We start from the raw sequence: 14,601 nt of genomic DNA on the forward strand, positions 1-14,601 counted from the left end.
CTTGTTCAATATCGAGGCGGAACGCTTACTCCGCCTCATCACGCTGAGGCCTTCTTGCCCTCTCACTACGCGGCCACACATCTACTTCAGTCTTCCCCAGATCTATATCCCTATAAAAAAGGCTTGCTTATTCCAGAATTCCTTTTCGTTAATAATACGGTTTTATACAAGTGTTCTTAGTAAACCAATTCAATGCATTTTCGACGCAAAGCCTTCCTCCGATACACTGTTAAATCACTTGCACTTTCTACCTTTTTTTCAGCCCACTCAGCTTTAGGATTTTCCACCGAAGACTGGGACATTCCCGTCGCATCCGGAGAACCCATATTTCTTTTTTACAAAAAGGAATGGTAGAACCTTAAAAAAGGATGCTAATTATATGTTTTTACACAAATATAAACAATCTTTACTCTATTGTTTAAATTTGTTTACATTGCGATAAATTTTCAACATCGTCTGATGCTGCTCAGCGCTGGAAAAGATTCCTATTCCGGTCGGAGCCCCCCAAAACTGCATGGAACCGTCAAGATGAGCTAAAACCTTATCCGCCACCTGATTACCGAATAGAGCCTGTACTGCGCTTGTATCCTGAATGCCGTCGCTCGTTTCATCGAGCATAATTTCCAAAGCAAATTCAAACGCTTTGTAGATCGAATAGCGCTTGTCGTTCGGATCGATAAAGAACCAAACGCCTGCAAGTGATTCCAGCGCTTCCTCGAATTCCTGTGCCGCCAATAAGCACCAGAATTTAAGCTGCAGGCAGTTTATGCCGGCCCAGAAACTTCCCTTATCAGCCATCAGACCGATCAAGGACGCAACGCCCTGGTGGTCACTCAAACCCAACTGGTCGATAAGATCGACGATTTGCAATGGATCCTGATGATCCGGATAAGTCAGCAGCGCTTCTCGTAAAAGTCGTCCGAAGTTTTGATTTGCATCGACAATTTCATGTTTAGGGTAAACTTCGGACATACCGGGAACGATAATTCTGCACGCTTCAAAACCGTAGTGATTGTAATTGGCGACAAACACGTCCGTACCCTGTTGGTAGACCAGTTCACAAAGATGTTTCCACTGTTGCTCAACATTGCCGGTAAAATCCCAGGCGACGAATTCGTAATCGAAATCTCTGGACACAAAGTGGCTGTGAATGAGCCCGCTAGAGTCGATAAAGTGGTTTTCAATATTTTCGTCCGATGCAACATCAAACTGATCGAAACTCGGTGTCTGGAAGCCATCCAACTCTTTGAGATGACGGCCTTGCAGAGATTCGGTCAAGGTTCTTTCCAGCGCAACTTCAAAAATCGGATGCGCGCCGAATGACGCGAAACAACGGCCGCTTGCCTGATGGAACAGCGTAACGTTCATGACCGGGAAAATACCGCCCAATGAAGCGTCGCGCACTTCGGTATAAATTTCTTCGTCCTGCAGTGCCGCTATCGCTGTAGCGACCTGTGGAAACTGATCAAGAACATCCTGCGGAACAAGCGGCAAGCAAATATTTTCACGCAATATACGGTTTTTAACCCATCGCTCGAACACCTCGGACAGCCCCTGTACCTGCGCTTCCAGAGCGCTGTTACCTGCGGACAAGCCGTTACTGGCATACAGGTTACTGAGCAGGTTCATCGGGAAATAGCAGGTCTCCCCTGTCTTCTGCGACATTAAAGGTAAGGCACGAATCTGATCGGCATGATCATTCAGACTCAAAAAAGTATCGAATTCAAAATCCTCTTCGGTGAAGTCTGCATATTCCTCACTATGGCTCAGATCCGCATAAAAACGCCACAATTCAGGATTCAGCATCTGCTTGAAATTTTTACGGTCATACGATTTTTCATTCGGATAATACAACCAGTCGTTTTCGCTTGCTGCAAAGTCGCTTTCCAGCCAGAAGTCGGAAAAGAAATAATTGGTCGACAAGCGCTCAAGATATTCACCCAATGCGCTGGCAAGCGTGGCCTTTTCCGAAGCACCTTTGCCATTGGTAAAAATCCCCGGACAGCTGTTTTCATAGATATGCAGTGAATGAATTCCCGGAACCGGGTTTAACGTCAACCCTTCACGGATATCGAACCCGACTTCCGACAGTATCGAACTGAGATGGGATATGGATTCTTCAAGGGGTTTCACCTTGCCTTTAATAAAAGTTGCTTCGCTCACAGAACGCTCCTCGTTATTCGTATTTTTTAGTATAAGTTTGCTTATTTTGGGCTAAGTAATTTTGATGAGTGGTTATTAAGATAAATCAGTAGAATGAAGAACAACCTAGCATTTTATTCAGGTATTTCTGTCATATTTCGAGCGACTGAAGGAGGCTATATGAAGAGAAGTTTACCCTTAACCGTTTTGGCAAGCGGGCTATTTTCACTTCCGGTTCTTGCCGAACCACATCCGGGGCAGGAACTCCACGCCAGTGCAAACTGCATGAAGTGTCACGCGTCCCAACCTTATGACCCGGTCAAAACCCCTACCTATGAGAAACTTGTCAAAGCGGTCGCATTCTGTAACAACAACCTGAACACCGGAATGTTCGAGGATGAAGTGGAACAGTTGGCGGACTATCTCAATCAGGAATACTATAAACATCCGAAACCCTAATAAAATTAGACTCGTCCGATAAACAAAAGCCATATATTCAACGATATATGGCTTTTTCCGTTTAAAAGCGGCTTATTTCTCTCTGCGAATGCTCTGAGTCAGCTGACGAAGTCGTTCTACCTTGTCTGAACCGGCGTTTTCAATACCTTCTTCATATAATTGATCCGCGGCATCAAATACCACTTTGTCGATCGCTTCGATCATGAAATAGTCATAAGTACTCTCAGCAATCTTTTTCCAGTCGCGGTTTTTCGCCTGCCATAATTTCTGTAACTTCGGATGCTGGTCAAAAATCTTCTGCACTTGTTCAAGCATCATTATTGCCGGCGCAATTCTTTCAAAAGCGTATAAAGGGCGATTATTCGTGTCGTAAAAAACTTTACGATGGTATTTCACCAGATCAAATACCGGTACCAGCTCCTCGAGCCCGGCATTTTGCGCTTCACGTTGGGCACGGGCAATACGGTCAAGCGTCATAACCGGTGCATCGGATTTCCAGCGTCCGAAAACAATATACAAATTATTTCGCTCGACAAAATAATGCTTACCTTCCCCCAACTTCATACTCTGCAAACGCGGTACGACATAGTTCAAGCGTTGCTTGTCCAGCTTGGTGGTGTCTTTCCACACTTCCCAGCCGGCTCCGTAACCTCGCGCCATCGCTTCCGGATCTTCCTTTTTAATCATAGGAATGCAGGAGCTGCCGTAATCATGCCCTTCGACATAATCCTGCACTTCAATCAGGTAATCACCGTTTTTTTCCAGGCGTTGAACCGTTCCCACAATGAAAGCGTCATCCTTGATATTACCGGCCGGAAAAGCCACAAAAATCGTATCCCCCGGCTTGAATTGGTGGACATTCATTTTTGCTTGTGCCGTCGAGACGGCAAAAGCCATCAGCATTGCGCATAACGTTGCGAATAAAGTTATCGGTTGAGTTATCTTTTTTAGTTCGGGCATAGTTGATCCGCTTTACTTCTTGGTCAGTTTAACGTTTAACACATCGCATTCCGCTTCGATTAATACCGAGCGGCTGGTGCTGCCGATCAGATTATGTAATGCGGAGTGCCCATGATATCCGATCAAAATGCAGTCAACCTGATGCTGACTGGCATAGTCGCATAATTCCTGAACGGGATGGCCAATCTGAACTTTAGCCTCTATGTGCAGCTTTTGACGGGCATCCTCTGGTATCGTCGCCATCCATTCATCCAACTGCTTATGAGCAACATCAAGCCACTGCTTGGTTAACTCTTCGTCCCATAGGCCAGGAAGTCCGGTGACAGCAATATCTTCGAGAATCGGATTTACCGGCAGCTCGACCACATGCATCAGAGTGATTTTGGCCTGCAGATCTTTCGCCAGTTTTAACGCCCGATTGAGTGCAGCGCGGCTGGAATCAGAAAAATCCACTGCGACCAGTAAATGTTGATAGGACTTGTTCATATCATCTCCTCAAACTTGCTGGCATCCCGCATACGGAAGCATGCATTGCGGTTGTTCACAGAAACTGTGGATAAGCGTGTGCGTAATCATTTTGTAAGGCAAATAAATGCTTAATCATCAAAGACTTTTCCACCATTGACTATAAATTAAGCAACCCTGCCACAAACCATTGTTACAAAAATCAAGGCTTGCAGAAAGTATTATTATTTCGCGTCCTGCGCTTTTAGCAACTGCTTCGCTTGTCGCTCTTGAATCGTTTCGGCTACCTGATTACGCAAATATAAAGGAACCGGCAATCCTTGCTGCAATGACTGCTTACGCGACAGATAAATTTCGGCCAAATTGAGCATCGCCATAGCATTCGGTTGCACTTCTCTATAGGCGTCGTTGTCAGCGATTTCCGGATATTCGCGGGTAATGTCTCCGAAAATCAAGAAACCATGCTCTTTTTCCTGCGCTTGGCTCTGTAGTAGCGCAAGTCGCTCTACCACTTCCAGAGGCGAAACCAACACGGCTTGTTCGGCTTGCCACGGCGTCTCCGCAGCCGGGTCATACAAACCTTTCTGCAAATAGATCTCGTTCATTCGCGCGTCCATTAGCGCACACCATTGTAACGGCTTTTGACGGCTTTCAAAGAGCACACTCTGGTACGCCATCGCTTCCAGTGAAGAGATGGCAACGAAGTCACTATTCCAACCTAAAGCCAACCCTTGAGTCACGCCCGCAGCGATACGAACACCGGTAAAAGCCCCCGGCCCCTCTCCGAAAGCGATCAAATCGACACTATCGCCATGAATACCGGCTTGTTGCAGCAATTCATCGATCATAGGAAGCACTCTATGTGCGTGCTTCTGCGGCGTCATTTCATGAATGGCATAGGCTTCCTCTGCATGGCGCAAAGCAACCGAGCAAGCAACCGTTGAGGTATCAATCGCAAGAATGGTTTTTTGTGTATTAGACATATCAATCAGCTGTATTATCAAGTAATTTCAAGGCATCCTGCGGGCTGTAAACCCAGGAAAAAGGCGGCAGACTGTCACCGATGGTTTTACCGTATCCCTTTGACGACAAACGCGGATCGCACAGCATAAGCACGCCGCGGTCGTTGACGTCACGAATTAAGCGCCCGGCCCCCTGTTTCATGGCGATAACCGCTTCCGGCAGCTGGAAATGCACAAAGGCATTCAAGCCTTTTTCCTTCAAAAACTCTTCGCGTGCTTGCACAATCGGATCATCCGGCGGTGCAAACGGTATACGGTCGATCACCACCAACTTGAGCGCCTCTCCTTTAACATCCACCCCTTCCCAGAAACTGCTGGTACCCAAAAGAATCGGCGCGTCTACTTCGCGGAAACGTTGCAGCAGCGTAGATTTAGGCTGCTCGCCCTGAACCAGAAGCGTGCCGTGCCAATGTTCTTTTAATATCTCGCGTGCCTCCTGCAAGGCTCGGTGGCTGGTAAAAAGTAAAAATGCCCGGCCATCGCTGGCCTTCAATAGCGGCCAGGCCGCACGTAAACAAATTTTGATATAGCGCGGATCTTTCGGCTCCGGCAGTCCGATCGGGTGGTAGATAACCCCCTGAGTCCGGTAATCGAACGGGCTCAACCAATTCGCCGTTTTAGCATCGTTCAGTCCAAGGCGTTTGGCAAAATAATCAAAATTGTTGCGCACACTCAGTGTCGCTGAAGTAAACAGCCATGCGCCGCCGATCGCTTCACGCTGTCGGCTGAAGGGCCCGGAAACATTCAACGGCGTCAGAAACAGGCGGAAACGCCCCATTGAGGACTCAACCCAGCGGATTTTATTTTCACTCGCTTCCGTACGCCAATCGTTCAACTGCTCGAGAAATTCTTTAGCACGCTTATGTACCGAAGCGATTTGCTTGCCTCGTTCACTGAGTTTTTTAAGATTATCAGTCAGTTGTGTCAGTGACTGAATAAGGCGTTTTAACTGCTGTTGAAACGCTGCCTGGGTTTCCAACTGCTCCCAGGTCCAACGTTTTTCCCATTTACCTAACGTCTCGCTGAGCAGCTTAACCTGTTCGCCGAACAGGTGTGCCTGATCGCTGATGGTCTGCGACTCCGGCGCTTCCGCTTTCTGTGCACTGACAATATCGCGAATCAGTTCATCGAGTTGTGATCGTGAAATACTGAACCCCAGAAACTGCGCGGCAATATCCGGGAGCTGATGTGCTTCATCGAAAATATAAATTTCCGCTTCCGGTAGCAGTTCGCCGAAACCTTGTTCGCGAAGCGCCAGATCGGCACAAAAAAGATGATGGTTTACCACCAAAACTTGAGTTTCCTGTGCTTTCTGCTTCTGCTCGGGATAAAAACAGCCCAAATCGCTTGAACAATCGGCAGCCTGACAGAATTCCAAACGCGCACAGGTTTTACGCCAAATAGGGTCTGCTTCAGGGATTTCGGAAAGTTCAGCACGGTCTCCGCTCAGAGTCTTTTCTTCAACCCAGTCGCGAATCAACTCAAGCTTTTTCCAATCCTCTTTGGAATGCTGTTCAACGGTTTCGGTAATTTCCAATCGCTGCGGACAGATATAATTGTCACGGCCTTTAAGCAATTGCGGCTTGCCTTTGATACCGCATACCTTATACAGCATCGGCAAATCCTTTTGCACCAGCTGTTCCTGTAGCGTTTTGGTCGCCGTGGAAACAATCACCTTTTTGCCGGACAACAGCGCCGGCACCAGATAGGCAAAGGTTTTACCGGTACCGGTACCCGCTTCGGCAAGTAACGTTTCCTGCTGCTCAATCAGTTCCGCGACCTCATTTGCCATTTCGATCTGCGCTTCGCGCGGTGCGTAGCCTTCCACCTGCTCACTCAGTACACCGTCGGCGCCCATCACCGCTTCGATTGTCAAATCGGAAACCTGAGTAGTCTTTTTATTTTTTTTGCCCGAAGCCATATCTGATTGCCAATAAAAATTTCCGGCCATTATACTGCATATTCCCCTCTTCTTGAGGGCATCATCTAATGCTAAAAAGGGATGAAAACCCTCTGTTTGACAACCTTCATCCATTAAAATTGGGCTGTGTATAAAGCTGTCGATAAATATAGGATAATTTTTAGGCCCGCGGGCTGGACTTCCGCTTGAAAAGCACTTATAATCCGCGGCTTCAAATATTTGAACTTAAGTCGGATTGGTTTTGAAATATCCGGCACTAAAAATTGGATATATCTGATGAAAATTTTATCTTCTCTAAAATCTGCTAAAAACCGCCACAAAGACTGCCAGGTTGTTAAGCGTCGCGGTAAGGTTTATGTTATCAACAAAACTAACCCTAAATTCAAAGCGCGTCAGCGTTAATATTTAGGCTTAGCAGCAGAAAAAAAGCGCCCTGATCAGGCGCTTTTTTAGTTTTATAACCTATTGAATTTAAACAGATTACTAACCTACATCTATTCTCCGTACCGTAAATAATACCGTTTTTTGTTTTATTTCGGCTGTTTTGCCCTCTCTACTTACTTCTAAATCCTGCTCATTACTCAGGGCGTGGGGGATATGTGTTACAAGATTCAAAATCATTCCCTGCTAATAAACCGGCTTTACTAAATTAATATCTGTGCCAACTTGCACCGCTTATCTTAAATCTCAATACTTCTGAATTTGCCCGCCCCTCTCTACTCTTTTTATAAAAAACGGCATGGCACCTTTTGCCAAAAAGAAAACACGCGCGCAATTTTTGCCCTGTCATTACTTTCTCTGGGATTCGGCACAAATTAAGCCCGACTACAACGGCCGTTAATTTCTCCGGCATCTGGCACAAATTAGTACCAACTATAACGACCGCTATTTTCTCTGGGATCTGGCAGAAATTACCACCAACTATAACCGCCACTAATTTCTCTGGGTTCCTGCTAGAAGTTTTCGGCATTCGTGAACATTAAACCGATAACCGGCACACGAATTATTTAGCCTTAAATTTTAAGAAACTGACCGGTGGCGGCCTCCTTTGGTTGTGGATCTGGCACCACATGGGTACCCAAGGGCGGGGTCAAAAGTCTAGCGCCCTATAGACCTAGACCGTAGCCCCAGTCGCGTGTACTCGCACGGCAATTTTTATAGGGGGGGGTATCTAGTAATAGTGCTTATCAATCCTGTAATTCAATATCTCAGATTCAAAACGGCTCAATGTGGCCGGTCAAAAAATACCACGGCCTATATTTTTCAAGGGGGGGCTTTCTTCTTGGTTGCCAGAATAAAAAAGGTACTTCCTAAGGGTGTGCCCTGCACGGGGGATTAGACGCGCAGTTTATTTGCAGACGTAGAATTTTCTGAGGGGGGTTCCGGTTTTAGGTGATGAGTACAGTCAGTGCTAAGGCACATGCAGCCCACTTCCTAGAACCAGAAATAAGGCAGTTTTTATAAGATAGTTATATTTTTTAACGGTACAAACGGTACAAGCGGTACGAGCCTTTATTCATAAGGGTTTCAGCCCGTGCCGTTTACGGTACAAAAACGGTACGAACGGTACAGGGCATTGCTTTTAGATAGTTAAGTATAGTATTTTGATTGCCGCCGCCTCCAGTTAAGGCCAATTAGACGCGGCAAAAGGCCAAGTTTGCGCGCGCGTTCTTCCTTTTGGAAAAACCAAACCGGCATTTTTAGAAATTTCTTTTAAGAGATAGCTAAAATGGAAGCTTTTCAAATAAAGGCGTTAATTGATGACTAATGAAGAATTACTAGCACCTGCATCTTATGAAGAGGAAATAGCGGCACTTGAATTTCATGAAGAAAATGATTCTTGCTATCGAATTACTTCAAACGGTACTGACTTACCATTCAAAGTATCTTCTATAGATGGAGGAGAACCTGAGCGTGAAAATCTAATATGGTGGCTTGATGCTTATAAAACATTCAAAGAACTTATAAAAGAGAGCGGATACGACACTCATAATGTCAATAATGTTTGCCTTAAACACACAAAAACCCGCTCTTTTAAGGTTTTCTATGCTTCTGAGACTGTTAGCCTAACTGCTGAAAACACACTTTCTGAAAGAAAACAGTACATTTCAGTAACAAAAATTTAAATTTATTATCACAACGCCCATATATCGGGCGTTTTTTTATAAAGACCAACTTACTCACTTTCTAGGATGGTGGATTTCACCGCATAACTCGGAACCCGTTTACCGGTTTCCGTTTCTGGGGTTAGGTGGGTGTTGCGGTCTGGCTGATGCTTTAGGTAGCCATGCTTTTTCAGCGTGTTTAAAGCCAGCTTCCAACTGATCCCCTTGCAGACCTCTTTCTTAAAGACTTCCTGCAGAAAGTAATAGGTGTACTCAATACCCGTTTCATTTTCGCCGCCACGATAACCGGCACGGTCTCCAATGTTCGGTTTATGGTCATCGTTCACGCGGTTAAGGTTACTAAAGCGGCTCTCAGCGTAACGTTCGATAAAGCCGCGTACTTGGGCAATGGCCTGCATTTCTTCTTGCGAGTGGGTAGAACTTTGCAGATTACTAACCCAACTATCAAAACACGCCTTAGCCGCGTTCATGGCTTCCATTTGTTGCCAACCGGTTAAGCCGTAGACCGTTGCCAGTTCGCCCCCTGCCGCTACCATAGCAAAGCGGTTAATCACCCGTTTAACTTGGCTGTTTGCCTCCTTTGGGGTGTAGAGTTCAATAAACTTAGCGTAGGCGGTTCTGAACGCTTTCAGGCTTTCCGCTTCGTTCTCCGTGAACTTCTCTAAAAAACGAATGCCAACGGCACCGTAGTATTTATTGGTCTGCTCTTGCAGGGTTTCAGCCTGTAACCGGCTATCGGTATAACCATCAATCAGGCAATCAAACACACCATATTCACCCGTCACGGCTTCAATATCGACTAGCCGCACCTCATGCCCAGCACGGCTTGTATTCCCCGTTTCAGCCAAGGCACTTTTTAAATCAATTTCACCGGTAGAGATAAACAACAACCGCCATTGCTTCGGGTGTGCATCATTGTGCCGTTGCTTGGCTTGGCCGTTAGCCAACATGTAAACCGTTTGCCCTATCTCTCTTGGGTTCATCTCCCCCATTTCATCCAATAAAAGCAAGCTGTCGTTATGCTGGTAGGAAGTCATTTCTAGCCCGTTGGACGTGGCGCGCCATGTCTTTTTGCGCTCATGGCTTCCCCATACCGAACCGGCCGCATAAAGGGTAATAGTCTTGCCCTTAGATGATTCACCGCGAAAATGGAAACCGCCACCCTCAATACCCAACTTGGATAACAAAGGTGCGGTAAAGGCGGCACTGATAGCAAAGGCAATACGGCTATTACCGGCAGCGAATTTTGCTACATTCTTTTGCCACTGCTCAATAGTTCCGGCTGTTTGAAAACCTAACTGGCTCGGGAAATCAGTTTGATATAACACCTGTTGGCCGTCTGTATCGCCAATGGTTTGCGTAGGCAATACGTAACACTTTTCAAACCAGCCGATACGCTCTACACAAATACTAATACCCGCTCCGTGGCATGATTGAATGTATTGAGCCAGTAGGTTCTTGGCCTTGGGGCTGTTGCTGATACTCAGCCCCATACTAAGCAAGGTACTATGCAGCGCATCCCCGCGACCGGCAAGCATCGCCATTGGCATTACCCAGCGCTTTTTACGCTTCTCCATGTCCTGAAATTCAAGCACGCGCCCCCAGTTTTCCCCGTTACGGTCTCTGGTACTCGCGGTTACTTCCAACTTAGAACAAATCCAAACAGGGTTGGCGTTGTCATTGTATGGGTCTAGGTAGTTAAGGCCATTCTCACCAAAACTAAACCCCTCGGGCATGGTTGGTTGCTGAATCGGTACAATTTTATCTGCTAGGCTCTCACTCATAGTTCACCCCCGTATTTTGCATGGGTGATGTATCGAGCAAGTACCGGTCGTTAAAATCCGAGCCGCTTTCATGCGGCGCAAACTCCGGCCACACTATAGCCCCGTCTACAGCCTTAGCCGCCTTTTGACCATAGACAATACCTTTATTCACTTTGGCCGGTGTACCGTCTTTATTAAAGCGGTCATTATCGGCCGCAATGATTAACCGGCTGACTGGGTAACGGATCTTAAAAGCACGGGCTACCGGTTTAAGGTTGGCGGCATCAAAGGCCACCACTATTGCGGATTGCGTATCATAGTGGGCGGCATAGGTAATGCCGGTGGCGATACCCTCACACACCACAATAGATGCGCTATCCGGATGAAAGCGTAATACAAAGAAACTGCCGGTCTTTTGCGAGCCTTTTAAAAAACGCTTGTCGCTGTCTGGGTTAATAAACTGCACGCTAACCAATTTAAGCGCCGTGCGTAAATCTGTGTCTTTTGGGTGCGCTTTTGGCTGGGTGTTAAAGCGGTATACCGGTACCATGACCGCCCGCCCTAACTGCAATGGCAGATTCAAGCCGTGTAGCATGTCGGTTACGCCCTTCTGCACAAAATATTCGTTTCTCGGGTTGGCAATCATGGCGCGCTGTACAAGGTCTTTTGCCTTGCTCTGTGCCGCTAAATACCCCTGTTCACGCTCTTGGGCTTCTTGTTGTTCGGCTTGCTTGCGTTGGTTTGCACGCTTGCGTTGTTCGGCTTTGAGTCGCTTCTTATCGGCCTCATTCATGGGGGCGAACTTATACCCGTTTTCGATAGCCTCATGGATTAGGCTTCCAATGGTTACGCCCCCACTGGCACGGATACTACGCCATGTACTAATAAAGGCGTTCTTATCGTAATTTGATGCGGTGGCGCTCCATGCTTGCATCACTTCTTTGGCATCCTCTCCAAATTCGGATTTGGCCGCCATCAGCAGGCGCGCCCAGTCTTCACGGGCTTGCTCTGCCGAGATGTAATTAAGCATCTGCTCTAAAATGCTTAAATCAATGTCTTGGTGTTGTTTGTTCATACTCTTACCTATGGATTCTTCTCTAGGGTTTTGCGTATTGCGGCTAGGTGCGCTCTGGCTTCATCCGGCGGCGTTGGCTTGGCTTTCCGAATAGGTTGGCCCGCCTTAACGCCGTAATAGTGACGGTAGGTTTTACCAAGTGCCCTGCATTTAATCACTAGGCGCTGTGCTACCGGATTGAGCACATAGAAAAAATGATAGGTTTTGCCGGTATCGTCTTTTGCTCGAAAGTTATAAATCACTCCGTTAAAGGCAATAACCGGCATTTTCACTATCTTTAAGCCTGCAAAGGTCGTGGCAAAAGCCTGTTTAAAATGGCGCTTGATTTCGTCATTGTCTTGGCTCATGAAAGAATCAGTCCTTTCCTGCCATCAATGCAGGGTATGCCCGTACTTCTTCATCAATGTCTATAACTTCCATTGCGACACCTCTACGGATCAGACTGCTTAGATTCGTTTTCCGAATCCTTTAGGTAGTCTTTACCGCCGTGCTTAAAGTGTTGCTCAATGCCGAAATTCGCTTGTGCATTGATGTACTGGATTTCGCTTAATAGATCCATTTCTTCCTGTAACCAGATTGCAAAGCATTCGACCTCATTCTTTTCTAGTGGATCATCTTCATAATGCAGACCGGCACGGAAAAGCTTTGCCATCAATTGAATGTTCATCGGTCGCGTTTCCATTTCATTACTGGAATAGCTTTGCAGTTCATCCAGTGCTTTTAACTGCTCTGCATTCACTATCGGCCTATTGAAATCAATAGCGAAATTACGCGAGTAATCAGGGTTACGTAGGTTTTTTAGGATATGGGCTAAAGAATGCATTACTCACCCCCTTTTTCAGCTTGTGTAGAGTTCATAACCGGCATGGCGTTTAACAGCTCTTCCATGTCGTTTACGGTCTCTTTGAGAGTGAATAAGGTAGATAGGCAGGTACCAACATCAAACGCGCTTTTTAGCTGTTCAAGGTCATCGACAAAGGCTTGCGTTTCATTGGCAATAGCGGTCACTACCTTGGCGTTCTCCTGCAATATGGCTTGCACCTCGATAACGCCGGTCATTTGGTTAAAGGTCTGTTCTGCTTCGTCTGTATCTGGAATAACTAACGGCTCAGGGGGTGTAAATACCGGCGGTACATTTAACCCTTTCGAGGTGATACTCTCTCGTACTTGGGGGTGTGCGTATGAATTTCTAATTAACCCTTCCAAAGTCGAGAAGAACCCAACCAAAAAGCCCTTTTCAGCATCGTTTAAGGTGTCTTTATCCGTAAAGGCATAGGCAATGCCCTGTAAATTACCGCCGGTATAGTCACTCTCACACAAATAACGCACGTAATCATAGACACCGGCCTTACCTACTTTGTTAGCTTGGCAATAGTCTAGGCATGGATCTATGTTTAATTGCAGCTTGCCGTTTTTATAGCAGTTCGAGAAAAAAGGTCTGTTTGCACTGTTCATTACTTGGTACCTCCCATGGTTGGAAGTAATACCGACATTTCCGGCACGCCTTGGCTGGCTAACCAAAGGGCTAGGCTGTCGAGCGTTTCAAAGTATCGAGCGGATTTGGTAACAGGGTTTTGAATGGTTGCCAGTTGGCCGCTTTCGGTTTCAATGGATAAATTCCAGACACCGGCAAGCGAAACGGCAATAAAGCGTTTAATAAAGCTGTTTTCAGGCAGATTAATCGAAAAAGAGAATTGCCCCACAGTGGCGGCATTTTGAGAAGTATTAGGCATAGGATTGCCCTCCATATAGTTTAGTCAGTGTTTGCCCACCTGCGTTAATTACAGGTGGGCGGGTCTCAACTACCGCTATATGACGGCTGGACTTATTCCCCGTAAAGGGTCTTGTATTAAGTCCTATCAACCCGCCCGCATTTTTAATAATACGGAAACGGTTTTCCATGCCGCTAGATAGCATTTTAGATACAGCTATCCATAGATTTTGGGCATAAAAAAAGCACGGTTTAAAGGCTGTGCGGGTGGCCTCATATAGTTTAGTAGTGCCGCCAATGTTAGCGGCTCCGGCTAATAGATGCAAGCGCATTGAGTTAAATGGGGGCATTAAGGCAAACTTAGGCATGTTTACCTCCACGGGCTTGACGGTATAAATCTAGCGCTTCTAGGGCGCATTCTTTTTGGTGCCCTGCCAGTGTGTAGTAACCGGCGTTAGAATTGCTCCCGTCTTGGTCAATGCTGCTCATACGGCCGGTATCAATCACCCAACCGGCTTTTCTCAGTTTGAGAACAATATCAGGGGAATTAGCCACACCGGCAATCTCGTCCAGTTCTTGACGGGTGACAGGTCGCTGTACCAACACTTTAAAGAATCGGTATTCTTTTGCTGTGCGTATCACGGGGCATTTGCTAGAATGAAAAAGCTCTGCTTGAGCCGTGGCATTGTCTTGGGTGTTGCGGCTCGCTTCCATTAGGCTGCCTCCCCACGAGTTGCTAACCACTCGTTTACCTCTGCCACACTCCATACAGAACATTGCAAAGAAAGCTTTTTAGGCTTAGGGAATCCTTGGGTTTTAATCCATCGGTACACGGTTGACGGGTTTACACCCCCAAGCATTTCACGGCACATATCGGCCATGCGAATCTTGGGGTCTATGGTATTGGATTGGGTCATATTGCCACCTGTTTTAATTGGTTAAAACGTAGCGCAATGC

The 14,601-nt window shown here is 46.5% G+C and carries 17 protein-coding genes; 3 read left to right on the plus strand and 14 right to left on the minus strand.

Features of this window, described 5'->3' with window-relative positions; all coding sequences use genetic code 11:
- Nucleotides 1-411: 411 nt before the first annotated feature.
- Nucleotides 412-2,163 carry a YcaO-like family protein gene (locus tag HQN79_RS06325; RefSeq protein WP_173285103.1) on the minus strand — a complete coding sequence of 584 codons (1,752 nt, stop codon included), beginning with the start codon at nt 2,161-2,163 and terminating at the stop codon, nt 412-414.
- 159 nt (nt 2,164-2,322) lie between these two features.
- On the opposite strand from HQN79_RS06325, the gene HQN79_RS06330 reads away from it, so the two are divergent.
- The gene (locus HQN79_RS06330) at nt 2,323-2,601 is read left to right on the plus strand and encodes a hypothetical protein (RefSeq protein WP_173285104.1); all 279 of its coding nucleotides are present in this window, start codon (nt 2,323-2,325) and stop codon (nt 2,599-2,601) included.
- A gap of 72 nt (nt 2,602-2,673) precedes the next feature.
- On the opposite strand, the gene HQN79_RS06335 is transcribed toward HQN79_RS06330, so the two are convergent.
- From HQN79_RS06335 to HQN79_RS06350, 4 genes are all read right to left on the minus strand, one after another.
- A complete protein-coding gene (locus tag HQN79_RS06335) occupies nt 2,674-3,561 on the minus strand; it encodes a hypothetical protein (RefSeq protein ID WP_173285105.1) in 888 nt (295 codons plus the stop codon).
- Nucleotides 3,562-3,573: 12 nt separating this feature from the next.
- Entirely contained in the window at nt 3,574-4,047 is a 474-nt protein-coding gene (locus tag HQN79_RS06340) for a universal stress protein (RefSeq protein WP_173285106.1), read from the minus strand.
- Between the two features lie 203 nt (nt 4,048-4,250).
- Nucleotides 4,251-5,009 carry a tRNA (adenosine(37)-N6)-threonylcarbamoyltransferase complex dimerization subunit type 1 TsaB gene (gene tsaB / locus HQN79_RS06345; protein ID WP_173285107.1) on the minus strand — a complete coding sequence of 253 codons (759 nt, stop codon included), beginning with the start codon at nt 5,007-5,009 and terminating at the stop codon, nt 4,251-4,253.
- Between the two features lies 1 nt (nt 5,010).
- The gene (locus HQN79_RS06350) at nt 5,011-6,969 is read right to left on the minus strand and encodes a DNA repair helicase YoaA (protein WP_173285108.1); all 1,959 of its coding nucleotides are present in this window, start codon (nt 6,967-6,969) and stop codon (nt 5,011-5,013) included.
- A gap of 276 nt (nt 6,970-7,245) precedes the next feature.
- On the opposite strand from HQN79_RS06350, the gene ykgO reads away from it, so the two are divergent.
- The gene (ykgO, locus tag HQN79_RS06355) at nt 7,246-7,371 is read left to right on the plus strand and encodes a type B 50S ribosomal protein L36 (RefSeq protein WP_130537418.1); all 126 of its coding nucleotides are present in this window, start codon (nt 7,246-7,248) and stop codon (nt 7,369-7,371) included.
- A gap of 1,358 nt (nt 7,372-8,729) precedes the next feature.
- Nucleotides 8,730-9,095, plus strand: coding sequence for a hypothetical protein (locus HQN79_RS06360; protein ID WP_173285109.1), 366 nt, complete (start codon nt 8,730-8,732; stop codon nt 9,093-9,095).
- 50 nt (nt 9,096-9,145) lie between these two features.
- On the opposite strand, the gene HQN79_RS06365 is transcribed toward HQN79_RS06360, so the two are convergent.
- From HQN79_RS06365 to HQN79_RS12205, 9 genes are all read right to left on the minus strand, one after another.
- Nucleotides 9,146-10,879: a DUF927 domain-containing protein gene (locus tag HQN79_RS06365; RefSeq protein WP_173285110.1), complete on the minus strand. Its 1,734-nt coding sequence runs from the start codon at nt 10,877-10,879 to the stop codon at nt 9,146-9,148.
- Nucleotides 10,872-11,933 (minus strand): PriCT-2 domain-containing protein, encoded by a 1,062-nt coding sequence (locus HQN79_RS06370; protein WP_173285111.1) that lies wholly within the window; start codon nt 11,931-11,933, stop codon nt 10,872-10,874. Before HQN79_RS06370 ends, HQN79_RS06365 begins: the two co-directional genes overlap by 8 nt.
- Before the next feature lie 8 nt (nt 11,934-11,941).
- Nucleotides 11,942-12,280 (minus strand): hypothetical protein, encoded by a 339-nt coding sequence (locus HQN79_RS06375; protein WP_173285112.1) that lies wholly within the window; start codon nt 12,278-12,280, stop codon nt 11,942-11,944.
- Between the two features lie 83 nt (nt 12,281-12,363).
- Nucleotides 12,364-12,756, minus strand: coding sequence for a hypothetical protein (locus tag HQN79_RS06380; protein WP_173285113.1), 393 nt, complete (start codon nt 12,754-12,756; stop codon nt 12,364-12,366).
- Nucleotides 12,756-13,388 carry a hypothetical protein gene (locus HQN79_RS06385; RefSeq protein WP_173285114.1) on the minus strand — a complete coding sequence of 211 codons (633 nt, stop codon included), beginning with the start codon at nt 13,386-13,388 and terminating at the stop codon, nt 12,756-12,758. Before HQN79_RS06385 ends, HQN79_RS06380 begins: the two co-directional genes overlap by 1 nt.
- Nucleotides 13,388-13,666, minus strand: a complete 279-nt coding sequence (locus HQN79_RS06390) for a hypothetical protein (RefSeq protein ID WP_173285115.1) — start codon at nt 13,664-13,666, stop codon at nt 13,388-13,390. Before HQN79_RS06390 ends, HQN79_RS06385 begins: the two co-directional genes overlap by 1 nt.
- The gene (locus tag HQN79_RS06395; protein WP_173285116.1) at nt 13,659-14,012 is read right to left on the minus strand and encodes a hypothetical protein; all 354 of its coding nucleotides are present in this window, start codon (nt 14,010-14,012) and stop codon (nt 13,659-13,661) included. Before HQN79_RS06395 ends, HQN79_RS06390 begins: the two co-directional genes overlap by 8 nt.
- Nucleotides 14,005-14,358, minus strand: coding sequence for a helix-turn-helix domain-containing protein (locus HQN79_RS06400; protein ID WP_173285117.1), 354 nt, complete (start codon nt 14,356-14,358; stop codon nt 14,005-14,007). The genes HQN79_RS06395 and HQN79_RS06400 overlap by 8 nt, the downstream gene beginning before the upstream one ends.
- Nucleotides 14,358-14,561 (minus strand): helix-turn-helix transcriptional regulator, encoded by a 204-nt coding sequence (locus HQN79_RS12205; RefSeq protein WP_173285118.1) that lies wholly within the window; start codon nt 14,559-14,561, stop codon nt 14,358-14,360. Before HQN79_RS12205 ends, HQN79_RS06400 begins: the two co-directional genes overlap by 1 nt.
- Nucleotides 14,562-14,601 lie beyond the last annotated feature (40 nt).

Source organism: Thiomicrorhabdus xiamenensis (genome assembly GCF_013282625.1).
Taxonomy (GTDB): domain Bacteria; phylum Pseudomonadota; class Gammaproteobacteria; order Thiomicrospirales; family Thiomicrospiraceae; genus Thiomicrorhabdus; species Thiomicrorhabdus xiamenensis.